General features: G+C 61.0%; 25 protein-coding genes and 3 tRNA genes. 19 read left to right on the forward strand and 9 right to left on the reverse strand.

Going from position 1 to position 26,947, the window contains the following annotated elements; all coding sequences use genetic code 11:
- Positions 1 to 16: 16 nt before the first annotated feature.
- Positions 17 to 1,033, reverse strand: coding sequence for a serine/threonine-protein kinase (locus C8C93_RS14555; protein WP_008905072.1), 1,017 nt, complete (start codon positions 1,031 to 1,033; stop codon positions 17 to 19).
- A 75-nt stretch (positions 1,034 to 1,108) separates the two neighbouring features.
- On the opposite strand from C8C93_RS14555, the gene C8C93_RS14560 reads away from it, so the two are divergent.
- The 4 genes from C8C93_RS14560 (at position 1,109) to C8C93_RS14575 (ending at position 5,283) form a co-directional block, all read left to right on the forward strand.
- The gene (locus C8C93_RS14560) at positions 1,109 to 2,026 is read left to right on the forward strand and encodes a YicC/YloC family endoribonuclease (RefSeq protein WP_121422508.1); all 918 of its coding nucleotides are present in this window, start codon (positions 1,109 to 1,111) and stop codon (positions 2,024 to 2,026) included.
- Positions 2,027 to 2,062: 36 nt separating this feature from the next.
- Positions 2,063 to 2,683, forward strand: coding sequence for a guanylate kinase (gene gmk / locus C8C93_RS14565; protein WP_055399040.1), 621 nt, complete (start codon positions 2,063 to 2,065; stop codon positions 2,681 to 2,683).
- Between the two features lie 17 nt (positions 2,684 to 2,700).
- Positions 2,701 to 2,904: a DNA-directed RNA polymerase subunit omega gene (gene rpoZ / locus C8C93_RS14570; protein ID WP_005794722.1), complete on the forward strand. Its 204-nt coding sequence runs from the start codon at positions 2,701 to 2,703 to the stop codon at positions 2,902 to 2,904.
- A 96-nt stretch (positions 2,905 to 3,000) separates the two neighbouring features.
- Complete coding sequence (locus tag C8C93_RS14575; RefSeq protein WP_055399042.1) at positions 3,001 to 5,283, forward strand: bifunctional (p)ppGpp synthetase/guanosine-3',5'-bis(diphosphate) 3'-pyrophosphohydrolase; 2,283 nt, start codon at positions 3,001 to 3,003, stop codon at positions 5,281 to 5,283.
- 71 nt (positions 5,284 to 5,354) lie between these two features.
- Here the strand turns inward: C8C93_RS14575 and greB are convergent, their stop codons facing one another.
- From greB to hrcA, 4 genes are all read right to left on the reverse strand, one after another.
- Positions 5,355 to 5,921, reverse strand: coding sequence for a transcription elongation factor GreB (gene greB / locus C8C93_RS14580; protein ID WP_121507390.1), 567 nt, complete (start codon positions 5,919 to 5,921; stop codon positions 5,355 to 5,357).
- Between the two features lie 78 nt (positions 5,922 to 5,999).
- A tRNA-Arg gene (locus C8C93_RS14585) sits at positions 6,000 to 6,076 on the reverse strand.
- 208 nt (positions 6,077 to 6,284) lie between these two features.
- Positions 6,285 to 6,361: transfer RNA gene (locus C8C93_RS14590), tRNA-Ile, on the reverse strand.
- Between the two features lie 51 nt (positions 6,362 to 6,412).
- Positions 6,413 to 7,417 (reverse strand): heat-inducible transcriptional repressor HrcA, encoded by a 1,005-nt coding sequence (hrcA, locus tag C8C93_RS14595; RefSeq protein ID WP_055399047.1) that lies wholly within the window; start codon positions 7,415 to 7,417, stop codon positions 6,413 to 6,415.
- A gap of 28 nt (positions 7,418 to 7,445) precedes the next feature.
- Here hrcA and C8C93_RS14600 point away from each other — a divergent pair, with 28 nt between their 5' ends.
- Genes C8C93_RS14600 through rapZ form a run of 3 tightly spaced genes read left to right on the forward strand, consistent with a single transcriptional unit; the run spans position 7,446 to position 10,878 of the window.
- Positions 7,446 to 8,342 carry an NAD kinase gene (locus tag C8C93_RS14600; RefSeq protein WP_055399049.1) on the forward strand — a complete coding sequence of 299 codons (897 nt, stop codon included), beginning with the start codon at positions 7,446 to 7,448 and terminating at the stop codon, positions 8,340 to 8,342.
- 2 nt (positions 8,343 to 8,344) lie between these two features.
- On the forward strand, positions 8,345 to 10,015 hold the full coding sequence (gene recN, locus C8C93_RS14605) for a DNA repair protein RecN (protein ID WP_121507391.1): 1,671 nt from the start codon (positions 8,345 to 8,347) through the stop codon (positions 10,013 to 10,015).
- A complete protein-coding gene (rapZ, locus tag C8C93_RS14610; RefSeq protein ID WP_121422498.1) occupies positions 10,015 to 10,878 on the forward strand; it encodes an RNase adapter RapZ in 864 nt (287 codons plus the stop codon). The genes recN and rapZ overlap by 1 nt, the downstream gene beginning before the upstream one ends.
- A gap of 27 nt (positions 10,879 to 10,905) precedes the next feature.
- Here rapZ and mutY read toward each other — a convergent pair whose 3' ends face one another.
- The 3 genes from mutY to mutM form a co-directional block, all read right to left on the reverse strand.
- Entirely contained in the window at positions 10,906 to 11,976 is a 1,071-nt protein-coding gene (mutY, locus tag C8C93_RS14615) for an A/G-specific adenine glycosylase (RefSeq protein WP_121507392.1), read from the reverse strand.
- Positions 11,973 to 13,934 carry a dynamin family protein gene (locus tag C8C93_RS14620; protein ID WP_055399056.1) on the reverse strand — a complete coding sequence of 654 codons (1,962 nt, stop codon included), beginning with the start codon at positions 13,932 to 13,934 and terminating at the stop codon, positions 11,973 to 11,975. The genes mutY and C8C93_RS14620 overlap by 4 nt, the downstream gene beginning before the upstream one ends.
- A 106-nt stretch (positions 13,935 to 14,040) precedes the next feature.
- Positions 14,041 to 14,856: a bifunctional DNA-formamidopyrimidine glycosylase/DNA-(apurinic or apyrimidinic site) lyase gene (gene mutM / locus C8C93_RS14625; RefSeq protein ID WP_121507393.1), complete on the reverse strand. Its 816-nt coding sequence runs from the start codon at positions 14,854 to 14,856 to the stop codon at positions 14,041 to 14,043.
- Between the two features lie 29 nt (positions 14,857 to 14,885).
- On the opposite strand from mutM, the gene C8C93_RS14630 reads away from it, so the two are divergent.
- The 7 genes from C8C93_RS14630 (at position 14,886) to pth (ending at position 20,789) form a co-directional block, all read left to right on the forward strand.
- Positions 14,886 to 16,664: a tetratricopeptide repeat protein gene (locus tag C8C93_RS14630; protein WP_121507394.1), complete on the forward strand. Its 1,779-nt coding sequence runs from the start codon at positions 14,886 to 14,888 to the stop codon at positions 16,662 to 16,664.
- A 44-nt stretch (positions 16,665 to 16,708) separates the two neighbouring features.
- Positions 16,709 to 17,200, forward strand: coding sequence for a lipoprotein insertase outer membrane protein LolB (locus C8C93_RS14635; RefSeq protein WP_121507395.1), 492 nt, complete (start codon positions 16,709 to 16,711; stop codon positions 17,198 to 17,200).
- A 30-nt stretch (positions 17,201 to 17,230) separates the two neighbouring features.
- Positions 17,231 to 18,088 (forward strand): 4-(cytidine 5'-diphospho)-2-C-methyl-D-erythritol kinase, encoded by an 858-nt coding sequence (ispE, locus tag C8C93_RS14640; RefSeq protein ID WP_121507396.1) that lies wholly within the window; start codon positions 17,231 to 17,233, stop codon positions 18,086 to 18,088.
- A gap of 30 nt (positions 18,089 to 18,118) precedes the next feature.
- Positions 18,119 to 18,195, forward strand: a tRNA-Gln gene (locus C8C93_RS14645).
- A gap of 46 nt (positions 18,196 to 18,241) precedes the next feature.
- Positions 18,242 to 19,216 (forward strand): ribose-phosphate pyrophosphokinase, encoded by a 975-nt coding sequence (locus tag C8C93_RS14650; protein ID WP_055399067.1) that lies wholly within the window; start codon positions 18,242 to 18,244, stop codon positions 19,214 to 19,216.
- 171 nt (positions 19,217 to 19,387) lie between these two features.
- A complete protein-coding gene (locus C8C93_RS14655) occupies positions 19,388 to 20,023 on the forward strand; it encodes a 50S ribosomal protein L25/general stress protein Ctc (RefSeq protein WP_055399069.1) in 636 nt (211 codons plus the stop codon).
- Positions 20,024 to 20,180: 157 nt separating this feature from the next.
- Complete coding sequence (gene pth, locus C8C93_RS14660; protein WP_121507397.1) at positions 20,181 to 20,789, forward strand: aminoacyl-tRNA hydrolase; 609 nt, start codon at positions 20,181 to 20,183, stop codon at positions 20,787 to 20,789.
- A gap of 118 nt (positions 20,790 to 20,907) precedes the next feature.
- On the opposite strand, the gene C8C93_RS14665 is transcribed toward pth, so the two are convergent.
- Entirely contained in the window at positions 20,908 to 21,165 is a 258-nt protein-coding gene (locus C8C93_RS14665; RefSeq protein WP_121507398.1) for a YfhL family 4Fe-4S dicluster ferredoxin, read from the reverse strand.
- Between the two features lie 208 nt (positions 21,166 to 21,373).
- Between C8C93_RS14665 and C8C93_RS14670 the strand changes: the two genes are divergently transcribed.
- The 5 genes from C8C93_RS14670 to C8C93_RS14690 all read left to right on the forward strand — a co-directional run bounded on the left by C8C93_RS14670 (position 21,374) and on the right by C8C93_RS14690 (position 26,755).
- The gene (locus C8C93_RS14670) at positions 21,374 to 22,336 is read left to right on the forward strand and encodes an ABC transporter permease (RefSeq protein ID WP_121507399.1); all 963 of its coding nucleotides are present in this window, start codon (positions 21,374 to 21,376) and stop codon (positions 22,334 to 22,336) included.
- Between the two features lie 7 nt (positions 22,337 to 22,343).
- Complete coding sequence (locus C8C93_RS14675) at positions 22,344 to 23,216, forward strand: ABC transporter permease (protein WP_055399077.1); 873 nt, start codon at positions 22,344 to 22,346, stop codon at positions 23,214 to 23,216.
- Between the two features lie 33 nt (positions 23,217 to 23,249).
- Positions 23,250 to 24,290, forward strand: coding sequence for an ABC transporter ATP-binding protein (locus C8C93_RS14680; RefSeq protein WP_121508809.1), 1,041 nt, complete (start codon positions 23,250 to 23,252; stop codon positions 24,288 to 24,290).
- A complete protein-coding gene (locus C8C93_RS14685; protein ID WP_121507400.1) occupies positions 24,287 to 25,162 on the forward strand; it encodes an ATP-binding cassette domain-containing protein in 876 nt (291 codons plus the stop codon). Before C8C93_RS14680 ends, C8C93_RS14685 begins: the two co-directional genes overlap by 4 nt.
- Before the next feature lie 102 nt (positions 25,163 to 25,264).
- Positions 25,265 to 26,755 carry an ABC transporter substrate-binding protein gene (locus C8C93_RS14690; protein WP_055399081.1) on the forward strand — a complete coding sequence of 497 codons (1,491 nt, stop codon included), beginning with the start codon at positions 25,265 to 25,267 and terminating at the stop codon, positions 26,753 to 26,755.
- Positions 26,756 to 26,947: the final 192 nt, after the last annotated feature.

Below are 26,947 nucleotides of genomic sequence, written 5' to 3' on the forward strand. Positions count from 1 at the left end.
AAAGAGGGCTTCGGGTTCATTTGGGTTTGGCTCCGATACCGGTGGCTTCACCCACCTTTTGCACATTCTTCTTGGTGTCGGACACCAGGGTGTCGAGCTGCAGGCGCATCTTCTCGGCCACCGTCAGTTTGGTGTAGCGGCGCTCGCCCTCGCGGCTGAGCTCCTTTTGCAGCGCAAACACCGACTGCGGGCGCGACAGCGGATCGAGCGCCATGCACCACTCCACCACCTCGATGAGGTTGTCGGAGTACACGCCACGCAGCTTGGTCAGGGCCAGCGAGAGGCGGTCCTTTTCGATGCGCTGGGGCGCCTCGTTGGGCGGAAAGCCTTGCATGCAGGCGTAGATGCAGGCACCTATCGCGTAAATATCGGTCCAGGGGCCCATGGACGAATCGCGGCGGTACATCTCGGGGGCGGCAAAGCCGGGCGTGTACATCGGGCGGATGAAATTTCCCTCTTTGGACAGCACCTCACGCGCAGCGCCAAAGTCGATCATCACGGCCTTGTTGTCGTCGGTGATGAAGATGTTGGCCGGCTTGATATCAAGATGCAGCATCTTGTGCTGGTGCACGATGCGCAACCCGCGCAGCACCTCGTCGAACAGCGAGCGGATGGTGGATTCGCGGAAGACCTTCTGTGTTTTCAGGTCGCGCGCGGTGATGATGAAGTCCTGCAGGGTCGCACCCTCCAGGTAGTTCATCACCATGTAGACGGTTTCGTTTTCGCGGAAGAAGTTGAGCACGCTCACCACAGAGGCGTGCGAGATCTGGGCCAGCGCCCGGCCTTCTTCAAAGAAGCTCTTGAGCCCCAGGCGGTAGAGCGAGAGTTTTTCGGACTGCACCTTGGGCAGCAGTTCGCCCGGTGCACGCGTGGCCAGCGACGAAGGAAGGTATTCCTTGATGGCGACCTGTTGCCCTTCGGCATCCAGGGCCAGATAGACCACACCAAAGCCGCCAGAAGACAACCGGCGCACCACGCGGTAGCCGCCAATTGCGGTATCGGGCGGCAAAGGAGCCGGCTTGATTTTTGACATATTTTGCGAAGATGACTCGGGGGTGGAGCGGAACCCGGATAATCGCCGGATCGCAAGCAACCATCAAAAAGTCCAATGCCAGTTTACAGCATGACCGGATACGCCAGCGCACAGCATGGCGCATCTGCCACTGGCGCTGAAAACGACACCCGCGCGCCCCAATCACGCAGACTGGGGCTGGAAATCCGCTCGGTCAACAGCCGCTTCCTGGACCTTTCGTTCCGCCTCCCCGATGAACTGCGTGCCATGGAGCCCGCGCTGCGCAGCCTGCTGACCGCCCGCCTCAAGCGCGGCAAGGTTGAAGTCCGCGCCGCCCTGGAGAACGAGGACAGCAACACCCTGCAGGATCCGCCCGCGCGGCTGCTGCAGCGGCTCAATTCTTTGCAAGATTCCGTCAAGGCATGGCTGCCGACGGCGGCGCCCCTCACGGTAGCCGACGCCCTGCGCCTGTGCGCCAACGCCCCATCGGGCTCTGAGGACTGGAGCGATGCCGTTCCTGCTTTGGCCGAAGAAGCCCTGACCGCCCTGATGGCCGCCCGCGAACGGGAGGGCAAGCGCCTGGCCACCATGCTGCTGGACCGGGTCAAGCAATTGCGCGCCCTGGCCGAACAGGCCGTCCCCATGGTGCCGCTGCTGGTCGAGCAGCAACGGCTGCGCTTCATGGAGCGCTGGAAGGAAGCCATGGCGCTGACCGACGGTGCCACTCTGCCCGAGGCCGCCCGTGACCGCGCCCTGACCGAAGCCACGGCGTTTGCCATCCGCATTGATGTGGCCGAGGAAATCACCCGGCTGGACTCCCACCTGGACGAGATCGAACGCCTGCTCAAGAAGGGCGGCGAGGTGGGCAAGCGCCTGGACTTCCTGATCCAGGAACTCCACCGCGAGGCCAATACGCTGGGCTCCAAATCTGCCGCCCTTGACCTGACCCGCATCAGCGTGGACATGAAAGTGCTGATCGAGCAGATGCGCGAGCAAGTACAGAACATCGAATAACACTCATTTTTTGATAGCGCTTCGCGCACATCAACTATGGACTATCCCGGAAATCTCATCGTAGTTGCGGCCCCCAGCGGTGCAGGCAAATCCAGCCTGGTCAAGGCCTTGCTGGAACTGGACTCCCACGTCCACCTGTCGATCTCCCACACCACCCGCGCTCCGCGCGGGCAAGAAAAACATGGCCGCGACTACTACTTTGCGTCGCAATCCGAGTTTGATGCCATGGTGGAAGGCAACGCCTTCGTGGAATGGGCGCATGTACATGGCAACCGCTACGGCACCTCCAAGAAGGCGATCGAGGAGCGCATTGCCCAAGGCTCGGACGTGATCCTGGAGATCGATTTTCAGGGCGCGCTGCAGATCAAGGAAGCCTTCGCGAATGCCATCCTCGTGTTCATCCTGCCCCCCAGCTGGGAAGAACTGCGTTCGCGCCTGGAACGACGGGGCGAAGACTCCCCCGATGTCATCGAAGTCCGTCTCAAGAACGCGGCTACCGAGATGGCCCAGGTGAGCAAATTTGACTTCGTTATAATCAATGAGTTGTTTGAGCGCGCGCTTTTCGACCTGAAAGCCGTAGTTCACGCCCAGCGACTCAAGTACGCCGCCCAGCGCCGCGCCCGTGCTGACACCTTCCAGTCGCTCAATATCACCTGAATCCCCGGAGTAAAACGATGGCACGCATCACCGTAGAAGACTGTCTGGAAAAGATCCCCAACCGCTTCCAGCTCGTGTTGGCCGCCACGTACCGTGCCCGCATGCTGAGCCAGGGCCACGCCCCCCGCATCGAAAGCCGCAACAAGCCTGCCGTGACCGCCTTGCGCGAAATCGCCGAAGGCAAGGTTGGCCTGGAAATGCTCAAGAAGGTTCCTGGTTGAGCTTTTTTCTGGGCGCAGCCCGCAAAGAGCACCGCGACAGCGGTGCTTTTTTTTGCCCCAAAGTCTCCTGATGCGCTCCCGCGCTACATTTAAGGCATGAACGCGGTGCTCAACTCACCTTCTGCAACGCAAGCCCGCCCCGGCGAAGTACCAACGGCGGGAACTTTGTCGGCAGCCGCAGCGGCAGCCAATGCGGCTGCGGCCAGCTTTGCTGCGCTGACAGACAGCCTCGACTACCTGGACGCGACCAGCATCGAACAGGTGCGCCAAGCCTATCGCTTCGCTGACGAGGCCCACCTGGGTCAGTTGCGCAACAGCGGTGAGCCCTACATCACGCACCCCATTGCCGTGGCTGCACAGTGCGCCACCTGGAAATTGGACGCCCAGGCGCTGATGGCCGCACTGCTGCACGATGCCATGGAAGACTGTGGCGTCACCAAAGCAGACCTGATAGACCGCTTTGGCGCCCCCGTGGCTGAACTGGTAGATGGGCTGACCAAGCTCGACAAGCTGCAGTTCAACACCCGCGAAGAGAACCAGGCCGAGTCTTTCCGCAAGATGCTGCTGGCCATGGCGCGCGACGTGCGCGTCATCCTCATCAAGCTGGCGGACCGCACGCACAACATGCGCACGCTGTCGGACATGCCGCGCAGCAAATGGGGCCGCATCTCCTCGGAGACGCTGGAGATCTATGCACCCATTGCCCACCGCCTGGGCCTTAACCAGACTTACCGGGAATTACAGGATCTGGCCTTTCGGCACCTGCACCCATGGCGCTACGCCACGCTGTCCAAGGCAGTCAACAAATCACGCAACCGCAGGCGCGATCTGGTGCAGAAGGTTCAGGCCGAGGTGGACACCGCCTTCTCCAAGATCGGTATGAAGGTCCGCCTTGCCGGCCGCGAGAAAACGCTGTACGCCATCTACCAGAAGATGGACCTCAAGCACCTGAGTTTTGCCCAGGTCACCGATATTTACGGATTCAGGGTGATCGTACCCACGGTGACAGACTGCTACACCGCCCTGGGCGTGCTCCACCAGATGTACAAGCCGGTTCCTGGCAAGTTCAAGGACCACATCGCCATCGCCAAGCTCAATGGCTACCAATCCCTGCACACCACCTTGGTGGGCCCTTCCGGCGTGAACATCGAATTCCAGATGCGCACGGACGAGATGCATGTCATTGCCGAGGCTGGTGTGGCCGCACACTGGTTGTACAAGGCGCAGGACGGCGATGGCACATCGGCCGAGCGACTAGGGACCAAGTGGCTGCAGTCCCTGCTGGACATCCAGAACGAGACCCGCGATGCCGCCGAGTTCTGGGACCATGTCAAGGTGGACCTGTTCCCGGACGCTGTCTACGTTTTCACGCCCAAGAGCCAGATCATGGCCCTGCCTCGCGGAGCTACCGTGGTGGACTTTGCCTACGCCATCCACAGCAACGTTGGCGACCGCACCACGGCGGCCAAAATCAACAATGAGCAAGTGCCCCTGCGCACCGAACTCAAGAATGGCGATGTGGTGGAGATCATCACAGCCCCGGTATCCACGCCCAACCCGGCCTGGCTGGGTTTTGTGCGCACGGGCCGCGCACGCTCCAAGATCCGGCACTACCTGAAAACGCTGGCACAGACCGAATCGGAAGGCCTGGGCGAGAAGCTGCTGACCCAGGCCATCCGTGCGGAAGGCCTGGAGCAGCTCCCTCCCCAGGACGCAGAGACCCAACCGATGTGGGACAAACTGCTGCGCTTTACAGGAAACCGCACCCGCAGCGAACTGATGACGGACCTGGGCCTGGGCAAGCGCATCGCCAGCATCGTGGCCAAGCGACTCATGGTGCTGATGTCCGAACACGGCCATCGTCCTGATGCGCTGCTCATGACACGGGAGCGCTACACATCCCACGAGACGCTTTCGCAAGGAGCGGTAACTCTGGATGGCAGCGAAAATGCCTCGGTGCAGTACGCATCCTGTTGCCGCCCAGTACCTGGCGACAGCATCGTGGGCTATCTGGGCCGTGGCGAGGGCCTGGTGGTTCACAACGCCCACTGCACGGTGGCCAAGCGGCTGCAGCACAAGGACAGCGAGCGCTTCATTGCGGTGGACTGGTCGGACGAGCCCACGCGCATGTTCGAAACCGGGGTCGTGGTGACTGTCACCAACGGCAAAGGTGTGCTCGCCCGCGTGGCCGCTGAACTGGCCAATTCAGAAGCTGACATCACCCATGTGGATATGGATGACGAGGCGGCCCTCGACACCACGGACTTGCGCTTCATTGTGGCGGTGCGAGATCAGACCCACCTCGAAACCGCACTGCGCAACCTGCGGCGCACCCAGGCCGTCATTCGCGCTGCACGCATCACCCCGCAGGCCACGTAAGCACTTCACAGTGCTGAGCGGCGCCATCAACCAATGCTGGGCTTGGCATAAAGCGGCGTTGTGGACCCTGCTCAGTCCGCATGCGCCGCGCGCTGCGGATACTGCACTGCCACCACTTCAAGGCTTCGCACGCCCCCGGGCGTAGGCAACTGCACCTCGTCCCCCACACGGGCCTTCAAGAGCGCACGCGCCACCGGCGAGATCCAGCTCACCTGCGATTCGCGGCTGTCCGCCTCATCGATGCCCATGATGGTGATCGTGCGCTCTATACCTTCGTCATCGATGTACGTGACTGTAGAGCCGAAAAACACCTGATTGCTGCCCGCATGCAGGCTGGGATCCACCACTTCGGCAATCTCGAGCCGCTTGGTGAGAAAGCGGATGCGCCGATCAATCTCTCGCAAACGTTTCTTGCCGTAGAGATAGTCGCCATTTTCAGACCGATCACCATTGCTGGCAGCCCAGTGCACGGCTTCGACCACTTTGGGTCGCTCGTTGTCAATCAGGTCCAGCAACTCATCACGCAGGCGCGCGTACCCTGCCGGAGTGATGTAGTTCTTGCCGCCCGCAGGCAACGCAGGCAACACCAATTCATCCTCATCGGAAGCATCGGTTTCTTTGGTAAAGGCCTTGCTCATAGAAGATCTCCCCCGTCAGCGAGAAACGCTTTGACAAATGAAAAAGCCTGCAATCTTTCGATTGCAGGCTTTAAACATTGGTGCGGCTGGCAGGAATCGAACCCACGACCCCTTGGTTCGTAGCCAAGTACTCTATCCAGCTGAGCTACAGCCGCTAAGCTTTGAATTATAGCATGATTTCTTGGCAATCCTTGAAATCAACTTTTTTTACCGTAACCATGCCGCATGGGCCTGCTCAGCAAAAGCTCAACTCAACGCAAGCCGCAATTGTAATGCACTCCAGAGACTCCAAAAGAAGAAAGGCGCACATTGCGACAAGAAAACTGGCCGTGATCGTGATGATCGCCCATTCGAATGAATAGGTGGTAGGGCGTGTTGGACTTGAACCAACGACCAAAGGATTATGAGTCCTCTGCTCTAACCAACTGAGCTAACGCCCCAGGCCATGCTCCAGCGCTATACAACGGGGCAAGCGCCGTATTGTAGGGGCTTTACTTGCGATGGCTGAGTGCGTTGGACACCAGCTTTGATGTGATGTCCACGATCTGAATCATCCGGTCGTATGGCATGCGCGTGGGGCCGATCACGCCCAGCGTCCCGACCACTTTGCCATCCACCTCATACGGAGCACTGACGATGGACAGCTCTTCAAAAGGCACGACATGGCTTTCACCGCCAATGTAGATGCGCACTCCCTCGGCCTGGCTGGAGATATCCAGCAACCGCAGAATCTGGGTTTTCTGTTCGAACAGATCGAAGGCACGTCGCAAGTTGCCCATGTCGCTGGAGAAATCACTGACCGCCAGCAGGTTGCGCTCACCAGAAATCACGACCTCGTCTTGCGCTTGGGACAAAGCCTCAGACCCCACATTCACCGCAGCCTGCATGAGCGAAGCGATCTCGCCGCGCAGCACATCCACCTCAGATTTCAGGCGCTCACGCACTTGCTCCATTGCAAGCCCCGCGTAATGCGCGTTCAGAAAGTTGGAAGCCTCAATGAGTTGTGACTGGGAGTAGTCCACGTCCGTGAAGATCACGCGATTTTGAACGTCGCCCTCGGGCGAAACGATGATGACCAAAAATCTCCGTTCGGACAGCCTCAAGAACTCAATATGGCGGAACACCGATGTTCTGCGTGGTGCCATAACGACACCGACGAACTGCGAAAGATTGGATAGCAACTGGGCAGCGTTGGCGATCACCTTTTGCGGCTGTTCGGGCGCAAGCTGGGGGGGGGTCAGAGGGTCCCGCTGCACTGTCAGCATGGTGTCCACAAACAGCCGATAACCTCGTGCAGTAGGAATGCGACCGGCTGAGGTGTGGGGACTCGCGATCAGCCCTAACTCCTCCAGATCCGCCATGACGTTACGGATAGTGGCTGGAGATAAATCCAGCCCAGACGCGCGCGACAACGTGCGGGATCCGACGGGCTGCCCATCGGCGATGTAGCGCTCGACCAGCGCTTTGAGCAACAACTTGGCACGGTCATCGAGCATGGAATGATTTTAATGATGTAATTTCGCGATGACGTCCAATTTCCGCCATGTCGCACTGATAGGCAAGTACCAAGCTTCTTCGGCGGGCTCCATCGGTGAAAGCTCCCGCCAGGCCCTGGAAGACATCGCCCATTTTCTTGAACGCCAGGGTTGCGAAGTGATGCTGGAAGCTGAGACCGCAAGCAACACCGGGCTCACACACTATCCAGTCCTGAATGTAGACGAGATAGGCAGTCGATGCGATCTGGGCCTGGTGGTCGGGGGTGACGGCACCATGCTGGGCATAGGTCGGCGGCTCGCCCGGTTTGGGACGCCCCTGATCGGCATCAACCAGGGACGGCTCGGCTTTATCACCGACATTCCTTTCGATACCTATCAGGCCACTCTACCCCCCATGCTTCAGGGCGAATACGAGGAAGACTTGCGACCGCTGATGCACGCCACGGTCGTGCGCGACGAGCGCGTCGTCTTCGAAGCCCTCGCGATGAACGATGTCGTTGTGAACCGAGGCGCGACTTCAGGCATGGTGGAATTGCGGGTCGAGGTCGGCGGCCGATTTGTGGCGAACCAACGCGCAGACGGACTCATCATCGCCTCACCCACAGGGTCAACGGCGTATTCGCTGTCAGCCGGTGGTCCCATGCTTCACCCCTCCATTCCCGGATGGGTGCTGGTGCCCATCGCCCCTCATACGCTCTCCAACCGACCGATTGTTCTGTCGGATGCCACCGAGGTGGCGGTTGAGGTTGTGAGTGGTCGGGATGTCAGTGCCAACTTTGACATGCAGTCACTGGCCTCACTGCTACATGGTGACCGCATTCTGGTGAAAAGGTCAGAGCACTGCGTGCGGTTTCTCCATCCTCAAGGCTGGAACTACTTTGCCACCCTGCGCAAAAAATTGCGCTGGAACGAAGGGGGCTCCTGACCATGGCGCTCCGGCGGATTACCCTGCGTGATTTTGTGATCGTTCAAGCGCTTGAACTTGAACTAAGCTCCGGTTTCACCGTGCTGACGGGAGAAACAGGCGCTGGGAAATCCATCCTGATTGATGCACTGCAACTCGTTCTGGGCGCACGCTCCGATGCAGGTGTGGTTCGCGAGGGCGCTGACAAAGCGGATCTTTGCGCTGAGTTCGATTGCCCACCCCATCTCCATCCATGGCTGGAGGACGCGGGTTTTGACATTGATGAGCTGTTGCTTTTGCGTCGGACCGTGGACTCTCAGGGTAAAAGCAGGGCTTGGATCAATGGCACCCCAGCCACTGCTGCCCAACTGCGGACTTTGGGAGACAGCCTGCTAGACATCCACGGGCAGCATGCTTGGCAAAGCCTTACAAGACCCGACTCGGTACGCGGCCTGCTGGACGCATTTGCAGGGGTGCACACAGCAGAAACTGCAGCGCTCTGGGCCCAATGGCGAAAGGATCAAAAAGCCCTGGAGCAAGCACGCCTGGCCCAGGCTAATTTGCAGCAGGAAAGTGAGCGTCTGCAATGGCAGATCAACGAGGTGGACAAGCTCGCACCCATTGATGGCGAATGGGAAGAACTCGACGCACAACATAAACGCCTCTCACATGCGCAGGCGCTGCTGGAAGGGGCAGAGGGCGCCATCCAAGCCCTCCAAGATGAAGATGCTGGTGCACTGACTGGGCTTGCACGCGCGCACGATCTTCTCCAAAGCCACGAGCATATTGAGCCCGAGTTCGCACCGCTCGCAGACATCCTTTCTTCCAGCCTCGCACAAGCCAGCGACGTGCTCCACTCGCTGCAGCTGTATCTGAGGCACGTGGAAATAGATCCACAGCGTCTGGCCGAACTCGACACCCGCATTTCGCTCTGGATGACCTTGGCACGCCGTTACAAGCGCACGCCAGCAGAGCTGCCGGCTCTACACCAGAGCTGGAAGGAGGAGATGCGCCGGCTGGACGCAGCGACAGATCTGGAACGACTGGAGACCGCCGAGGCCGCCAGTGCCAAGGCCTACCACGCGTCGGCACGCGCGCTGTCTCTGGGTCGCGCCAAAGCCGCCCCGAAACTGTCTCACGCCATTACCCAAGCCATGCAGGGCCTGGGCATGGAGGGAGGAAAATTCGAGGTTTCCATGACCAAGGCCTCAGAGCCCTCGCACCACGGTATCGATGACGTGGTATTCCTCGTCGCGGGCCATCCCGGGATGACACCGAAACCCATCGGCAAAGTCGCATCGGGCGGCGAACTCTCCCGCATTTCGCTGGCCATCGCTGTAACAACCAGTGAATTGGGTATGGCCCCCACGCTCATCTTTGATGAAGTGGACTCTGGCGTAGGGGGGGCGGTGGCTGAAACAGTGGGGCGGCTGATGCAGCAGCTTGGCAGCGACCGTCAGGTGCTCGCGGTCACCCACCTGCCGCAGGTGGCGGCTTGCGCACACCACCACCTCAAGGTGGCCAAACGCAAGAGCCCGAATGGCTCCACCAGCGCCGTATCGATGGTGCAGGGCGAGAACCGTGTGGCAGAAATTGCCCGCATGCTGGGCGGCGAACGATCCACCCAGACTACGCTCGCCCACGCGAGCGAGATGCTGGATCTCGCGGCCGTTGCACGAGAAGGACATGGCTGATGGCACTTGAAATCGTTTTGATCACGGGTATGTCGGGATCAGGAAAGTCCGTGGCGCTGCATGCGCTGGAGGACGCAGGGTATTACTGCGTAGACAACCTGCCCCCAGAACTGCTGCCAGCTTTTGTGGCGCTGGAACACCGTCACCACGGCAACCGCGTTGCTATCGCGATGGACGTTCGAAGTGCCACCTCATTGCATCAGGTTCCACAGGAGCTGAGTCGGCTCAGGAGCGAGGGCGTTTCAGTGCAATCGGTTTTCCTCGACGCCACCATCGATACGCTTGTCAGGCGTTTCTCAGAAACACGCAGGCGCCATCCGCTGTCGCACGACGATCTCCAACAGGGTCGAAAAGCGCTCGTGCAGATTATCGAGTTGGAGCGCGAGCTGCTGGCGGAACTGCGAGAACAGTCGCATGTGATCGACACAAGCACCATACGGGCTTCACAGCTCCAAAGCTACGTGAAGAGTTTGCTTGTCACCACCCGGGGACAGATGACCCTGGTATTCCAGTCTTTTGCATTCAAGCGTGGCATACCGATGGACGCTGACTACGTCTTTGATGTGCGAATGTTGCCGAACCCCCACTATGAACCTGCGCTGCGGGATCTGACGGGGCTGGACGAACCTGTCGCCCATTTCCTGCGTCAGCAACCCGATGTGTCGCTGATGCAGGCGCATATCGAGCAATTTCTCGCGCACTGGCTAGAAATGCTTGACCGGAACCACCGCAGTTATGTCACGGTCGCGGTAGGCTGCACTGGCGGCCAGCACCGCTCGGTCTACTTGGTGGAACGACTAGCCGATGTTTTGAGCAGCCGCTGGGCAACCCTGAAGAGACACCGAGAGCTGGACGGACGCTGATATCTACGCAACAAAGCCCGGGCACTCTCACCGCAACTGGGCTTGGGTCGAATCAAGCAGCTTGCGGATGGGGGCGGGCAGGCCGATAGAGGACCACTCATTGACCCCAAACCACGCCCCTTCTTCAGTGGGCTGATCTGGAATCTCCCCCGTGACCAACACGGGGTGAAGATGCAAATCCCTGTGTGTCAGCACATGGAGAAAAGGCTGGAGTTCGTTGCAGGAGATGCGAGAAGCATCACCTAAGAATTTGACATATCCGTTCAAAGAGACGCCGTCGGCGAAGACCGGCACACAATGCATGCCAGCCCATATCCCAGCAGAGGGGCGACGTTGCAACCACACCTGGCCAGCAGAATTTCGAAGTACCAGAAGCTGCCAAGACTCAGACCGGCGTGCCAGCTTGCGCGTCTTGACGGGGTAGCGTTGTGGATCTCCGTCTTTGAATGCCACACAGCGGCCCACCAAAGGACACCGGTCACAGCGTGGCAATCGTGGCGTACAAATCGACGCTCCCAGATCCATAAGTCCCTGGGTATATCGGGGCATGGCCGTAAGCAGATTTTTCTGCGGCAGCAACGACTCCGCCTCCTTCCACAGCAGACGCTCGTTCCCCGACGACGCGAGGTCCTTTTCAAAGCCGAGCAAGCGCGTCAAAACCCTGCGCACGTTGGCATCAAGAATAGGCACGCGTTCAGAGAAACAGAATGCGGCAATCGCTCCAGCGGTGGAGCGACCAATCCCCGGCAAGGTAGCCAGCATCTCGGCGGTGCGAGGAAAGGCGCCTCCATGCTCTGCCACAACCTGCTGGGCGCAGCGATGCAGGTTGCGGGCCCGGGTGTAGTAGCCCAGCCCGCTCCAGAGACCCATCACTTCATCCTGCTCTGCCTGCGACAGGGCCACTACGTCGGGAAAACGCTCCAGAAAGCGCGCGTAGTAGTCAAGCACCGTAGTAACCTGCGTTTGCTGCAGCATGATCTCGGACAGCCAGACCCGGTACGGATCGCGCGTCTGTTGCCAAGGCAGGTGATTGCGGCCATGAGACGCCTGCCATGCGACCACGAGCCCAGCCACATCCTCCCGCCCACCGTCGCTCATGCAGATACCAGATGGCTACCCGATGTCACGGAGTCAAGACCGGGCAGAGCAACAAGCTGGGAGGTCAACTCCTGCAGCCTTTGCTCCAGTTGGACCAACTCATCCTCACTCGCTTCAATTTCCGCAATGCGCTCCACCAAACCGCTGGCAGCCTGCTGAATGCGATCCACAGCCTCGATGCGACGCGCAAAACTACGGCGACGCTCACGCAGCTGCGCATCCAGTTGGGCCGTAGCAGATTTGCTCCACAGTTCAAGATCGTTCGCGGCCGATTCATACACGGTGCGCAAACGCATGGCAAGAGCCCGGACCAGACGTTCCGCAAACTCGGGCTGGGCCAGCTTGAGCGCATTACCCATGCCGAGGTATTGGAGATGGCTCTGTTCGATCTGATTGAGATCGTGCGTAAAGTGCTCCAGCTGCGGAGGCGAGGGGACCTGCAGAGAAAAGCCGAACTCGGCATTGAGTTGCCTGAAGGTGCCACCCAACATGGCCTGAATCTCAGTGCCTGACGCTTGTGCTTTGTCCAGCGTACCGCGCAACTTGTCGAAAGTCTGAAGATAGATTTTCTTCACACCCAGCTTGAGCCCTTTTTGCTGCAGGGTCTGCGCCAATTCCGAAAGCTCGACTTTGAGCGCCTTGGCACCCAACTGCTGAAATACATCTCGAAGCAGCTTCAGATGGACCGCACGCACCGCCTGGATTTTGGAAGTGCTCAGGTCAAACTCCCGCTGTTCCTGTTCGATGCGGTGCCGCATCGATTCGATCACAGACGCATTCTTGCCGCGCAGGCTTCGCAATTCGGCCATCTGGTCGTCAAGATCTCGGCGTCGGATATTGATGACCCGAGAAGTCTCAGTGCGCAAACTGGCCACGCCGTTGGCCACAGCCGCCCGCAAAATAGACTGCCGCCGCCCCATGATTCCTTTGGCCAGCGCCTCTTCCAGAACAGGCAGGCCGCTGGTCTCCAGCAGCAGATCATCAGCAGTGATCTTGGCGACCAACCCTTTCTGCGCAGACACGGGCACAACCCTGTCCAACGGAACACCCAGCATTTCTGCAGACGTACTGCACTGGCGCTCCATCTGCGCCTGCACCTGCTCTGCAGAATTGAGCGTGTCCCACAAGGTGTCTATCTTGTTGAGCACCACCAGCCGGGCGTCCATGCTGTCCGCCGAAATGGCCAGGTGCTCGCGCCAGATGGACAAATCAGAGCGGGTAACTCCGGTATCAGCACTCAGAATGAAGACCACCGCATGCGCCTGCGGAATCAGGTTGACGGTCAGTTCAGGCTCAGCGCCCACGGCATTCAGCCCAGGCGTGTCCAGAATCACCAGCCCCTGTTTCAGCAAAGGATGGGGAATATTGATGAGGGCGTGGCGCCACATGGGCACCTCCACCAAGCCCTGGGCATCAGGCACAGGGTTTTCATCGGTCAGATCATCGTGCCAAAAGCCCAATGCTCGCGCGTTGTCCAGGCTGACCTTTCGTACTTCGGCCACCTTTTCGAGCGCCTTGGCAATCTGGTCCGCGTTTCCGACATCCAGGGGGATCTCCTGCCACCGGTCCGTTTTAACCCGCCACTCCGCCAGGCTCTGCATCTGCAGTCGGGTTTCAATGGGCAGCAGCCGAAGGCTGGGCGCCACGCTGGCGTCGTACCCAAGTTCGGTGGGACACATGGTGGTGCGCCCTGCACTCGCAGGCATGATGCGGCGGCCATAGTCTGCAAAGAAGATCGCGTTGATCAACTCAGATTTGCCGCGCGAAAATTCGGCAACAAACGCCACCATGACCTTGTCGCTGCGAACCTGCTCCTCCAGGCGTTGCAGCCGCTCCTGGACGGCTGCGTCCATGAGTTCGTGCGAGGACATCCACTCGGCCAGCCGCTTGAGCTGCTGGGCGAACTCACGCCGCCAGGCACCATGCTGGTCGAACTGTTCGTTGAATGAAGGACCCACTTTGCTCCCAGAGATCTAAGAATGGCCTGCAGGGCAGGCATACACAAAATATAGCATCGACCGCTCGCGGGCCGTCATGCCACGGCGAATTGGTACTTGACCTGATTCAAGGCCGCTGGCACATCGGGCAAAAATAGCTGCTCCGCTGCCCCTGGCGCAGCACCTTTATCGGAGTGCCACAAACATGGCATGGCGATCCATCGCGTCCATAAACGTTGGTCTGGGTCTGAAAGTGGCCTGCCATTCCATCTGCACTGGAAAAATCGCGCAGCGTGCTGCCCCCCATATCCACGGCCCGCGCCAATACAGACCGAATGGCAGCGTGCAATTTGAGCACCCGCGCAGGCCCGATACGCGACGCACTCGTCGTGGGACGGATTCCAGCCAGAAAAAGCACTTCTGACGCATAGATATTGCCAACCCCCACCACCAGCCGGCCAGCCAAGAGCAACTGTTTGATGGGCATCTGGCTCTTTTTCAGACCAGCCTGGAAAGCAGCAAGCGAGAATCCGTCAGACAGCGGCTCCATTCCCAGCCCGCCCAGAAGCTTGGTCGCAACAGGGTCTTGTTCCCCATGAACGTACACCACGGCACCGAATCGGCGCGGATCGTGCAGCCGCAGCGTCCCCTGGCTGGTCAGCATGTCAAAGTGATCGTGGACTCCGGCCGCCGGTAACCCCTGGCTGAAGCGCAGGCTGCCCGACATCCCAAGATGCACAAGCAGAACTCCTCGACTGGTATCGGCCAGCAAATATTTTCCGCGCCGGCGCAGGCCCATCACCTGCTGCCCCACCAAAGTCTGTGGCGCGCACCCCAGAGGCCAGCGCAAGGGTTTGCCGAGCGTGACCGCCTCAATGCGGGCGCCAGTGATGGCCTGAACCAAACTGCGGCGGGTCACTTCCACTTCGGGCAACTCAGGCATACAAAGACCCCGGCAATGGGTTAACAGGCATGGATTATTATGACCCGATGGTGCTATTTCACAGCTTTCGGATTGCCGCATTGACGACCGTAATCGCGGTATCCGCCCACTCAGCATGGGCACAACAGACCGGCAGTGACAGCCGCCCCGCCACAGATGAATCTCCAGTGGTATCCAACCCGGCACTGGATGCTGAATTGTTCTACGAGATTTTCCTGGGCGAAATCAGCGCCCGGACAGGCGACCCCGGTGCTGGTTATGCCTTCATGCTGGAGGCTGCACGCCGCAGCGCAGACGGCCAACTCTACCAAAGGGCCGCAGATATCGCCTTGCAGTCACGATCGGGTGAATATGCACTGGCAGCGGCCAAGGCATGGAAAGAGGCTCTTCCACAGTCGCGCGAGGCGAATCGCTATGTGCTGCAAATTCTTGTTGCACTGAACCGTATTGGCGAAACACCCGATCTGCTGCGCCAGGAACTCGCCCAATCATCCCCCCGCGCAAAGGCTTCGACCCTGTCTGCACTGCCCCAGATGTATGGGCGTGCCAGCGACAAGGCGCTGGCAGCGAAGGTGGTGGAAGCCGCCCTCGTGAACGAGCTTTCCCACCCTGCCACCGGCCCTGTGGCCTGGGTATCCCTGGGTCGCCTTCGCCTCGCGGCGGGTGATAAATCGGGGGCACTGGATGCCGCTCGGCGCGCGCAGGCCCTTGACGACGCTAACGAGGGGGCCGCCAGGCTGGCGCTGGAGCTGATGGAAGAGAACACCCCCGAGGCCGAACCACTGGTAACACAAGCACTTGCCAAACAACCCGTGCCAGAGTTGCGAATGGGCTATGCGCGGGTTCTTTTGGGCTTGCAGCGCTATCCCGATGCTGCCCGCCAACTGGAATACGTCACCAAAGAGAAACCGGACTTGGTAGAGGCCTGGCTGGTGCTGGCCACCCTGCAGTTGCAAGACAACAGGCTCTCCGCTGCAGAGAGTGCGCTGCAGCGCTTCATGGAGCTCACCTCCGCCGCGACCGATCCTGAAGTGCGACAGAAAGGGCTTACGCAAGCCTATTTGCTGTCCGCACAGCTCGCAGAGAAGAAGGGCGATTTTGCCGCTGCAGAAGCGTGGCTCAACCGCATCGACAACGTGGACGAAGCCTTCAGTGCGCAAAGCCGCCGCGCGTCCCTGCTTGCACGGCAGGGCAAAGTGGCCCAGGCGCGGGAACTGCTGCGAAACCTGCCAGGAACCTCTGCTGACGACAAACGCATGAAGCTGCTGGCCGAGGTGCAGCTACTGCGTGACCTGCGGCTTTACCAGGAAGCCTACCAAGTCCAGAGCGAGCTTGTGGCGCTAGCACCTGATGACGCCGAACTGGTGTATGACCAAGCCATGCTGGCCGAAAAAGCGGGTCACCCGGAGACTATGGAGAAACTGCTGAGGCAGGTGATTTCCCAGAAGCCTCAATACCACCATGCTTACAACGCCCTCGGTTATTCATTGGCAGACCGGGGCGTGCGCTTGGACGAAGCCAAACAGCTGATTCTGAAAGCACTGGAGTTCGCCCCCTCCGATCCCTTCATTACCGACAGCCTAGGCTGGGTGGAATTTCGCATGGGCAACAAGGCAGAGGCCAAGCGGCACCTGGAAACTGCCTACAAAGCTCGCCCGGATGTAGAAATCGCAGCGCATCTCGGTGAGGTGCTTTGGAGCCTGGGTGACAAGGAGGCTGCTCTCAAGGTCTGGAAAGAAGGCGCGCGGACAAGCCCTGACAATGAAACGCTGAAAGAAACGCTGAAGCGCCTTGGGGTGAGCCTTTGATGCACGGAGTTTCAGGAACTCCTTTTCAACGCATTGCGCGCGTCATGGTCGGCCCACGTGTCGCCGGGCTGCTGTTGTGGGTGGCCTGCGCACTGTGGCTGGTCGGCTGCGCGCAGCCGCCACAGGTACCTGCAGGCGAAGAAGATGCCTGGAATGGGCGTATCGCCCTGCAGGTGGAAGGACAGGCATCGCAGTCGTTCTCTGCAATATTTGAACTGCGGGGCAATGCACAGACCGGGGGGCTTGCACTGATCAGCCCGCTCGGCAGCCGCATCGCACAGCTGGAATGGAAAGATGGCCATGCACAGCTGACCAGCGCGCAGGAATCGCGGACCTCTGATTCGCTCGACGCACTGCTGCAGGATGTGACGGGCACGCGCATCCCCGTGGCCGCCCTGTTCGCCTGGCTCAAGGGTGTACAAACCACTGTGCCAGGTTGGAGGGCCGATCTTTCGGCCCTGGAACAGGGGCGACTGGTGGCACACCGCGACGACCCCGCCCCCCAGGCCACTTTGCGCATCGCACTGACCCGCTAGCCGCCCTCCTCACGCGCCCAATTCGTTGCCATGCAATCCCTGTATGACGTGCCGGCTCCGGCAAAGCTCAACCTGTTCCTTCACATCACAGGCCAACGCGCGGACGGGTACCACCTGCTGCAGTCGGTCTTCATGTTGATCGACTGGTGCGACACCCTCCATTTCGAGCGCCGCGCCGGTGGCGCTATCACACGCGAAGACCTGGGCACGGCACTGCCAGAGCTAGACCTGACGATCAAGGCCGCGCTCGCACTGCAGCAAGCCACCGGCTGCACTCAGGGTGCACACATTGGCGTCGTGAAAAACATCCCCTCCCAGGCGGGCATGGGTGGTGGCTCTTCCGATGCAGCCAGCACCTTGCTTGCCCTTAACAGGTTGTGGGGTCTGAACCTGTCGCAATCGGCACTGGAAGCTATTGGTCTGAAGCTCGGTGCAGACATTCCATTTTTTTTACGCGGTCACAACGCTTGGGTCGAAGGAATTGGTGAGACAATCACGCCGCTTGAGAAAGCACAGCAACTACCGCAAGCGCGCTTTGCCATCGTGAAGCCCGCTGCAGGCTTGGAGACAAAAGCAATTTTTTCGTCACCAAGTTTGAAACGCGATTCAGATAGTGCTACAATCTTAGGCTTTGCTGCAGCACACTTTGACTTCGGTCGAAATGACTTGCAGCCAGTTGCCCAGGCACTTTGCCCCGAGGTTACCGAAGCCATTGAATGGCTCGATGCCCGAGGATTGCAAGGCAGGATGACAGGCTCAGGAAGTGCAGTGTTTGCGCATATGTCACATGCAGTTGACTTGAGTGGAGCCCCACAGGGCTGGCAAGTTAAGGAATGTGAAAATCTGATGGTCCATCCTCTGGCAGGTTGGGCATCAGGCAAGAATTAAGGTTAGCTGCCTTCGGTAGTTGACCTGTGTAGGGGAGTCGCCAAGCTGGTTAAGGCACCGGATTTTGATTCCGGCATGCGAAGGTTCGAATCCTTCTTCCCCTGCCAAACGCTTTCCGCGTACGGGCTTTTATTTCAGACTGCTGGGACGCTCATGCAAGCCAACCACCCCGACTTCATGGTTTTCACCGGCAATGCCAATCCTGGCATGGCAGCTGAAATTGCCCAACACCTCGGCACCACCCTCGGTGCGGCTGACGTGGGTCGATTCTCCGACGGTGAAGTCACCGTTGAAATCAAGCAAAACGTGCGTGCACGCGATGTTTTCGTGGTGCAGTCCACCTGCGCCCCCACCAACGAAAACCTCATGGAACTGCTGATCATGGTTGATGCGCTCAAGCGTGCATCGGCTGAGCGCATCAGCGCCGTGATCCCCTACTTCGGCTATGCCCGCCAAGACCGCCGCCCGCGTTCGACGCGCGTGCCTATCACCGCCAAGGTGGTGGCCAACATGCTGCAAGCCGTGGGCGTGGCACGCGTGCTGACCATGGACTTGCATGCCGACCAGATCCAGGGCTTTTTCGACATCCCGGTGGACAACATCTACGCGTCGCCCGTGCTGCTGGGCGACCTGCGTCAGAAGAACTATGAAGACCTGATTGTGGTCTCGCCCGACGTGGGTGGCGTGGTGCGCGCCCGTGCACTGGCCAAGCAGCTCAACTGCGACCTGGCCATCATCGACAAGCGCCGCCCCAAAGCCAACGTGTCCGAAGTCATGCACGTGATCGGCGAAATCGAAGGCCGCAACTGCGTGATCATGGACGACATGATCGACACCGCCGGCACGCTGGTAAAGGCCGCTGAAGTGCTCAAGGAGCGTGGCGCCAAGAAGGTGTACGCCTACTGCACGCACCCTATTTTTTCGGGTCCTGCCATCGAACGCATCGCCAAGGGCTCGGCCCTCGATGAAGTGGTGGTGACCAACACCATCCCGCTGAGCGACAACGCCCGGGGATGCGCCAAGATTCGCCAACTTTCCGTGGCCCCGCTGATCGCAGAGACGATCCAGCGCATTGCCAAGGGTGAGTCGGTGATGAGTCTGTTCTCGGACCAAGACAACCTGTTCTGACAAACGCGGGGCTCGCAAGAGGCCTTCGGCTTGGAAAGACGGTTGAACAGGACACCAAGCCTCCTTCGGGAGGCTTGTCTGTTGGTTCGGGAACGAAGTGTGGCCTGCTATCGCGGGCCTTTTTAAAACAGGGCAAGACTGGTCGCGGTCTGTCCTTTTCAGGAGCTAGTTATGAACTTCGTCGCTTTTGAGCGCGCCAAGCAAGGTACGGGTGCGAGCCGCCGTCTGCGCAATTCGGGCAAGACGCCTGGCATCGTCTACGGTGGCACCGCCGAACCCCAACTCATCGAGGTGGACCACAATGCACTGTGGCACGCCCTCAAGAAGGAAGCTTTCCACTCCAGCGTGCTGGACATGGAAGTGGCCGGCACGACCTCCAAGGTTCTGCTGCGTGACGTGCAATACCACCCCTACAAGCAACTCGTGCTGCACATCGACTTCCAGCGCGTGGACGAAAAGACCAAGCTGCACATGAAGGTGCCACTGCACTACAGCGGTGCTGACGAGTCCAACGCCGTCAAGGTCGACAAGTGCATGGTCAACCCGATCGTGAATGAGCTGGACGTGACCTGCATGCCTTCGGACCTGCCTGAGTTCATCGCTGTGGACCTGTCCAAGCTGGAAAAGGGCGCATCCCTCCACCTGAAGGACATCAAGCTGCCCAAGGGCGTGACGGCCAAGATCCGTGGCGGTCAGAACAACAACCCCGTGCTGGTGTCCGTGGTGCCTCCAGTGGTGGTCGTTGAGACCCCTGCCGAAGCCGCTCCTGCTGCCGATGCCAAGGGCAAGGGCAAGGGCAAGAAGTAATCGGTCAACGACCTCGATGACTTCACCCGGTCAGCCCGCCCTGCGGCGTTGACCCCCAACGGCCCACCTTGTGTGGGCCGTTTTCATTGGCGCAAAGCCATTCGCATCTGCAAACCGTCTGGCTCTAACCACCCCACACCCACCGATAATCCCGCCAATGATCAAGCTGTTTGTAGGCCTTGGAAACCCCGGGCCAGACTACGAAGCCACCCGCCACAACGCCGGTTTCTGGTGGATTGATGCGCTGGCGCGCGAACTCAAGGCCACGCTGGTGCCCGAGCGCAGCTACCACGGGCTGGTAGCGCGCACGACGGTGCATGGGCAAAGCGTCTGGCTGCTGCAGCCACAGACCTTCATGAATCTCTCGGGCAAGTCGGTGGCTTCGCTGGCGCGCTTCTTCAAGATCCAGCCCGAAGAAATCCTGGTGGTGCATGACGAACTGGACATTCCGCCAGGGCAGGTCAAGCTCAAGCGCGGCGGCAGCCATGCAGGGCACAACGGCCTGCGGGACATCCATGGCCAGCTCGGCTCCTCTGACTATTGGCGCCTGCGCGTGGGCATCGGCCACCCGGGCGTGAAAAGCGAAGTCGCCAACTGGGTGCTCAAAAAACCCTCCCCCGACCAGCGCACGCTGATCGAAGACAGCATCGTCCATTCGCTGAAGGCCTACCCGGCCATGCTGGCAGGCGAGATGGACAAGGCCACCTTGCTCATCCACACCACCAAACCGCCGCGCCCCAAGCCCCCCCGCCCTGCAGAAGACTGAGCGGCGCGGCAGGGTTCTGGGTAACCACGGTCCGTCGCATCCCCTTCGGTCAATAGCTATTATTTTTATAGCTTCTTGCGCTTGATAGATAAGCGCTAGAGCCAAAAAACACTACAAACTAACTCGAAGCTGGCGCCTGCAACCGCTGGAACTTCTGCCACAGGGTTTCGTGGTTCTCGACGTGCTGCGGGTTCACGGGGATGCAGGCGACGGGGCAGACCTGCACACATTGGGGCTCGTCAAAGTGCCCCACACATTCCGTGCACTTGTTCGGGTCGATCTCGTAGATCTCCTGCCCCAGATAGATGGCCTGGTTAGGGCATTCGGGCTCGCACACATCACAGTTGATGCACTCGTCGGTGATCATCAGCGCCATACGGCCTCCCTGGGCACAGGGCCAAAAACAAAGGAGAAGGGGTACGCGGCGCGGTTCATGCTCCGTATTATCCCGCGCTGGTGGCATGTGCCTTGCATGCCACACTGCAACCCACCACCGCTGACGGGGATGTTTTTACCGTTATGCTGTGTATACACATTAATTTTGACGCCCGCGCGCCCTACCCCTCTCCTCACCCACCTCACCCATGGGCCTGTTTTTTCTCAAGCGGTTTATTACCCTCCTGGCCACGCTTATCGGCGCGTCCATTGTTGTGTTTCTGGTGCTGGAGATCCTGCCGGGCAACGCCGCCCAGATGCTCATGGGACCCGACGCCTCGCCCGAAGCCGTGGCTGCGCTGGCCAGCAAACTGGGGCTGGACCAGCCCGCCAGCCTGCGCTACTGGCAATGGGTGAGCGGGCTGGTGGTGGGCAACATGGGCGACAGCTATGCCTACAGCTCACCCGTGCTCGACCTGGTGCTGGAACGCCTGGCCCTAACGGTGCCGCTGGCCCTGATGGCCATGGTCATCACCACCGTGCTGGCCCTGGTGGCAGGTGTGTATGCAGCATCGCGCCACAACAAGATCGGTGATGTCGGCGTGATGGGGCTGGCGCAGATCGGAATTGCCATCCCCAATTTCTGGTTCGCCATTCTGCTGATCCTGCTGTTCTCCGTGAAATTGCAGTGGTTCTCGGCCGGTGGCTTCCCCGGCTGGACCGAAGACGCTGGCGGCAGTCCACTCGAAGCCCTCAGAGCCCTGCTGTTGCCCGCGATTGCGCTGGCCGTGGTGCAGGCCGCCATCCTCGCGCGCATCACGCGCTCGGCCGTGCTGGAGGTGCTGCGCGAAGTCTTTGTGCGCACCGCCCGCGCCAAGGGCCTGTCGCAGCGCGCGGCGCTCTGGGGCCATGTGCTGCGCAACGCCATGATCCCGGTAATCACCGTGATGGGGCTGCAGTTTGCCAACCTGCTGGCGGGCACCATCGTGGTGGAGAACGTGTTCTACCTGCCCGGCCTGGGGCGCCTGATCTTCCAGTCCATCTCCAACCGCGACCTGATCGTGGTGCGCAACTGCGTGATGCTGCTCGCCGCCATGGTGGTCATCGTGAATTTCGTGGTGGACATCCTTTACGCCGTGATCGACCCGCGCGTGAAGGCCTCCGACATCTGATCCCCCCATGAACGCTGTCATTCCTTCGCCTTCTGTCACCTCTGCCCCCAGCTGGCTGCACCGCGCGCTGCGCCACCGCAGCTTCGTGATCGGCGCCGTCCTGTCGCTGCTGCTCCTGCTGGCCGCTGCACTGTCGCTGGTCTGGACACCCTGGTCGCCCTACGAGATGGACCTGGCCTCCAAGCTGCAGCCGCCCACCGGCACACACTGGCTGGGCACCGATGCCTTTGGGCGTGATGTGGCGTCGCTGTTGCTGGTGGGTGCGCGCAATTCCATTCTGGTGGGCGTGATCGCCGTGGGCATCGGGCTGACCGTTGGCACAGCGCTGGGCCTGCTGGCTGCGGCCAAGCGCGGCTGGGTTGAAGAACTCATCATGCGGCTGGCCGACTTTACGTTTGCCTTCCCGGCCATCCTGTCCGCCATCATGCTCACCGCTGTGTTCGGCGCGGGCATCGTCAACTCCATCATTGCCATCGGCATCTTCAACATCCCGACGTTTGCGCGCGTCACCCGGGCGTCGGCCAACGCGGTGTGGTCGCGCGAATACATCCTGGCCTCGCGCGCCTGCGGCAAGGGCAGCTTGCGCATCACGCTGGAGCATGTGCTGCCCAACATCCTGTCGGTGCTCATCGTGCAGGCCACCATCCAGTTCGCCATTGCCATCCTGGCCGAAGCCGCCCTCTCCTATTTGGGCCTGGGCACCCAGCCGCCCCAACCCTCCTGGGGCCGCATGCTCAGCGAAGCACAGACGCTGATGTTCCAAGCCCCGCTGCTGGCCGTCTGGCCTGGTGTGGCGATTGCGCTGGCCGTGCTGGGACTGAACCTGCTGGGCGATGGTCTGCGCGACCTGCTGGACCCACGCTTGTCGCGCAAGCGCTGAAACCTCCGCCGAACCTTGCACGAACTGTTCTCCATGTCTTTCCTGCTCGAAGTCTCCAACCTCCGCATCCGCCTGCAGACGCACCGGGGCCCGGCCGATGCCGTGCGCGGCGTGAGCTTTTCGCTGGCGCGCGGTGAAACCCTGGGCCTGATTGGTGAATCGGGCTGTGGCAAATCCATCACCGCCATGTCGCTCATGGGCCTGCTGCCTGACAGCGCGCAGGTCACCGGCAGCATTCGCTTTGATGGCCAAGAGCTGGTGGGCCGCACCGATGCACAGATGTGCCAGATGCGCGGCAACCGCATTGGCATGGTGTTCCAGGAGCCCATGACCGCACTGAACCCCGTGCACACCATCGGCCACCAGGTGGCAGAGCCGCTGCGCCTGCACCGGGGCATGAATGCGGCAGCCGCACGCACCGAAGCCATTGCCCTGCTGGACCGCGTGGGCATCCCCAACGCCGCGCAGCGCTTTGACGCCTATCCGCACCAGTTCTCCGGCGGGCAACGCCAGCGCATCACCATCGCGATGGCGCTGGCCTGCGGGCCTGATCTGCTGATTGCCGACGAGCCCACCACGGCGCTCGATGTGACCATCCAGCAGCAGATCCTGGACCTCATCAGCGATCTGGTGGCCGAGCGCAACATGGCGCTCATCCTGATCTCGCACGACCTGGGCGTGATCTCGCAGAACGTGGACCGCATGATGGTGATGTACGGCGGCAGCGTGGTCGAAAGCGGCTCCACCGCCTCGGTCTTCTCGGCCATGGCACACCCCTACACACGCGGCCTGTTTGCCGCCCGGCCTCATCTGGGCGCCGTGCACGCGCCCGGCCAGCGCCCGCGCCTGTCCACTATCCCCGGCACGGTGCCTGAGCTGGTCGACCTGCCTTCAGGTTGCCCTTTTGCGGGCCGCTGCAGCTACACGGTGGATGCCTGCCACCACAACCAGCCCGAGGCCACGCTCGTGGCCACCGATGCCGATGGCGACCACGAGGTGCGCTGTCTGCGGCGCGAGGCCATTGCCGAAGCCCAGAGTGCCCAGGTGGTAAACATCGTCGAGGTGGCCGCATGACCCAGGCGCTCCACAGCACCGATCCCGCAGAAACGCCGCTGCTGCAGGTCAAAGACCTGGTGCGTGAATACACGCTGCCGCGCGACCATCTGTTCAAGCCACCCGGCAAGGTGCATGCCCTCAACGGCGTGAACTTCTCGATTGCCTCGGGCCGCAGCCTGGGCATCGTTGGCGAATCCGGCTCGGGCAAGTCCACCCTGGCACGGCTGGTAATGGCGCTCGATACCCCCACCTCCGGCACGGTCGAGCTGCTGGGCCGCAACCTGCACCAGTTGCCCGCCGAGCAACTGCGCCAGGCGCGGCGCGACTTTCAGATGGTGTTCCAGGACCCATATGGATCACTGGACCCGCGCCAGACGGTCGAGCGCATCGTGACCGAGCCACTACAGGCGCAAGGACAGACCACGCGCGCCGAGCAGCGCGAGCAGGCCGCCCAGGTGCTGGCCCAGGTGGGCCTGCGCACCAACGACCTGGGCAAGTACCCGCACGAGTTTTCGGGCGGCCAACGCCAGCGCATCGCCATAGCGCGTGCCCTCATCACCCGGCCCCGCCTCATCGTGGCGGACGAACCCGTGAGCGCGCTCGACGTGTCGGTGCAGGCCCAGGTGCTGAACCTGATGCAGGACCTGCAGCAGCAGTTCGGCATCACCTACATGCTCATCAGCCACGACCTCGCCGTGGTGAATCACCTGTGCGACGAGGTGGTGGTGCTGTACCAGGGCCGCATCGTAGAGCGGGGCTCTCCCGGAGAGCTGTTCCGCAACGCGCAGCACCCGTACACGCAATCGCTGGTGGGTGCGGTGCCGCAGGTGCTGCCGGGCCGTGCAAGGGCGCGCCGTGCCGCTGCTGCGGCCGCAGCAAAAATCGTGTAACCAAATACCGATGTGATGGTGTAAAAAGCTTTTGTGCTCCCCGGTAACCCATTGCAAAGGCGCCGGGGTCTTCGTCTGGTTTTTTGTCTGGAGAGTCCGAACATGCTGAACCGCCGTACCGTCCTTGCCACTGGCGCCATCGCCGCTGTGCCCTTGTCCACCTCGCTTGGCGCCATGGCGCAAAGCCGCAAAGATGCGGTGACGCTGGCGATGACGCTGGAGCCCCCAGGCCTGGACCCGACAGCCGGTGCCGCGTCTGCCATTGCCGAGATCGTGCAGTACAACATCTTCGAGACGCTCACCAAGATCAACCCCGACGGCAGCGTGTCGCCCCTGCTGGCCGAAAGCTGGGAGGTCTCGCCCGACCTCAAGACCTACACCTTCAAGCTGCGCCGTGGCGTGAAGTTCCAGAACGGCGAGCCCTTCACCGCTGCGGCCGTCAAGTTCTCGTACGACCGCGCGGGCGGTGAGAAGAGCACCAACAAGGACAAGCGCACCTTTGCAGGCATCACCACCCAGGTGGTGGACGACTACACCGTGGTGCTGCTCAACAAGGAGATCGACCCCGACCTGTTGTTCATCCTCGGCCAGGCCACCTCCATCATCGTGGAGCCCAAGAGCGCCGACACCAACGCGAACAAGCCCGTTGGCACCGGCCCCTACCAGCTGCAGGCCTGGAACAAGGGCTCGTCCGTGGTGCTGACCGCGTGGGACGGCTACCGCGACGCCAAGGCCATCAAGATCAAGCGCGCCACCTTCCGCTTCATCTCTGACCCCGCCGCCCAGGTGGCCGCCCTGCTGGCCGGTGACGTGGACGCCTTCCCGCGCGTCACACCGCGCAGCGTGGCACAGTTCAAGGCCAACCCGAAGTACCAGGTGATCGTGGCAGGTTCGCGCGCCAAGACCATTCTCGCCATCAACAACGGCAAGAAGCCGCTGGACGATGTGCGCGTGCGCCGCGCTATTGCCGCAGCCATTGACCGCAAGGCCGTGATCGAAGGCGCAGGCGACGGCTACGGTGCGCCCATTGGCAGCCACTATGTGCCCGGCGCCTTTGGCTATGTGGACACCACGGGCGTGAACCCCTACGACCCCGAGAAGGCCAAGAAGCTGCTGGCCGAAGCCGGCATCAAGACGCCGCTGGAGCTGACCATGACGCTGCCCCCCACGCCTTACGCCCGCCAGGGCGGCGAGGTGGTGGCCGCCCAGCTGGCCAAGGTCGGCATCATCGCCAAGATCCAGAACGTGGAATGGGCGCAGTGGCTCAGCGGCACCTATGGCAGCAAGAACTACGACCTGACCATCATCAGCCACGTGGAGCCCTTCGACCTGGGCAACTTTGCCAAGCCCGACTACTACTGGGCCTACAACTCGCCCAAGTTCAACGACCTGTTCACCCAGATCAAGAACGCAGCCCGCCCCGCCGACCGCGCCAAGCTGCTGGGCGATGCCCAGCGCCTGTTGGCCAACGATGCAGTGCACGCCTTCCTGTACTCCAACCAATGGATCACGGTGGCCAACAAGAACCTCAAGGGCCTGTGGAAAGACATGCCCGTGTTCGTGAACGACATCTCCGCGCTGTCCTGGTCTTGAGATGGCCCCCCCCTGTGGCCCTTCGGGCCTTCCCCCCGCTCTCGCATTGCTGCGCAATGCGGGCAGGGGGACGCAGCCCTCGCTGCGGGGCGGCCCTTGCTCGGCTGCCCGCGCCTGGGCCGCGCCAGTTTCGCGGGCAGCGCACAACGCAATGAATAGCTGAAGCACGCAGAAGCAGACAGCTCCCAAAAT

Origin of the sequence: Acidovorax sp. 93, assembly GCF_003633835.1 — a bacterium.
GTDB classification, from domain to species: domain Bacteria; phylum Pseudomonadota; class Gammaproteobacteria; order Burkholderiales; family Burkholderiaceae_C; genus Acidovorax; species Acidovorax facilis.

Bases quoted from the DNA above. Each gene is read 5' to 3' on its own strand.
- C8C93_RS14555 (WP_008905072.1), bottom strand. From the start codon at position 1,033: ATGTCAAAAATCAAGCCGGCTCCTTTGCCGCCCGATACCGCAATTGGC.
- C8C93_RS14560 (WP_121422508.1), top strand. From the start codon at position 1,109: ATGCCAGTTTACAGCATGACCGGATACGCCAGCGCACAGCATGGCGCA.
- gmk (WP_055399040.1), top strand. From the start codon at position 2,063: ATGGACTATCCCGGAAATCTCATCGTAGTTGCGGCCCCCAGCGGTGCA.
- rpoZ (WP_005794722.1), top strand. From the start codon at position 2,701: ATGGCACGCATCACCGTAGAAGACTGTCTGGAAAAGATCCCCAACCGC.
- C8C93_RS14575 (WP_055399042.1), top strand. From the start codon at position 3,001: ATGAACGCGGTGCTCAACTCACCTTCTGCAACGCAAGCCCGCCCCGGC.
- greB (WP_121507390.1), bottom strand. From the start codon at position 5,921: ATGAGCAAGGCCTTTACCAAAGAAACCGATGCTTCCGATGAGGATGAA.
- hrcA (WP_055399047.1), bottom strand. From the start codon at position 7,417: ATGCTCGATGACCGTGCCAAGTTGTTGCTCAAAGCGCTGGTCGAGCGC.
- C8C93_RS14600 (WP_055399049.1), top strand. From the start codon at position 7,446: ATGACGTCCAATTTCCGCCATGTCGCACTGATAGGCAAGTACCAAGCT.
- recN (WP_121507391.1), top strand. From the start codon at position 8,345: ATGGCGCTCCGGCGGATTACCCTGCGTGATTTTGTGATCGTTCAAGCG.
- rapZ (WP_121422498.1), top strand. From the start codon at position 10,015: ATGGCACTTGAAATCGTTTTGATCACGGGTATGTCGGGATCAGGAAAG.
- mutY (WP_121507392.1), bottom strand. From the start codon at position 11,976: ATGAGCGACGGTGGGCGGGAGGATGTGGCTGGGCTCGTGGTCGCATGG.
- mutM (WP_121507393.1), bottom strand. From the start codon at position 14,856: ATGCCTGAGTTGCCCGAAGTGGAAGTGACCCGCCGCAGTTTGGTTCAG.
- C8C93_RS14630 (WP_121507394.1), top strand. From the start codon at position 14,886: ATGGATTATTATGACCCGATGGTGCTATTTCACAGCTTTCGGATTGCC.
- C8C93_RS14635 (WP_121507395.1), top strand. From the start codon at position 16,709: ATGGTCGGCCCACGTGTCGCCGGGCTGCTGTTGTGGGTGGCCTGCGCA.
- ispE (WP_121507396.1), top strand. From the start codon at position 17,231: ATGCAATCCCTGTATGACGTGCCGGCTCCGGCAAAGCTCAACCTGTTC.
- C8C93_RS14650 (WP_055399067.1), top strand. From the start codon at position 18,242: ATGCAAGCCAACCACCCCGACTTCATGGTTTTCACCGGCAATGCCAAT.
- C8C93_RS14655 (WP_055399069.1), top strand. From the start codon at position 19,388: ATGAACTTCGTCGCTTTTGAGCGCGCCAAGCAAGGTACGGGTGCGAGC.
- pth (WP_121507397.1), top strand. From the start codon at position 20,181: ATGATCAAGCTGTTTGTAGGCCTTGGAAACCCCGGGCCAGACTACGAA.
- C8C93_RS14665 (WP_121507398.1), bottom strand. From the start codon at position 21,165: ATGGCGCTGATGATCACCGACGAGTGCATCAACTGTGATGTGTGCGAG.
- C8C93_RS14670 (WP_121507399.1), top strand. From the start codon at position 21,374: ATGGGCCTGTTTTTTCTCAAGCGGTTTATTACCCTCCTGGCCACGCTT.
- C8C93_RS14675 (WP_055399077.1), top strand. From the start codon at position 22,344: ATGAACGCTGTCATTCCTTCGCCTTCTGTCACCTCTGCCCCCAGCTGG.
- C8C93_RS14680 (WP_121508809.1), top strand. From the start codon at position 23,250: ATGTCTTTCCTGCTCGAAGTCTCCAACCTCCGCATCCGCCTGCAGACG.
- C8C93_RS14685 (WP_121507400.1), top strand. From the start codon at position 24,287: ATGACCCAGGCGCTCCACAGCACCGATCCCGCAGAAACGCCGCTGCTG.
- C8C93_RS14690 (WP_055399081.1), top strand. From the start codon at position 25,265: ATGCTGAACCGCCGTACCGTCCTTGCCACTGGCGCCATCGCCGCTGTG.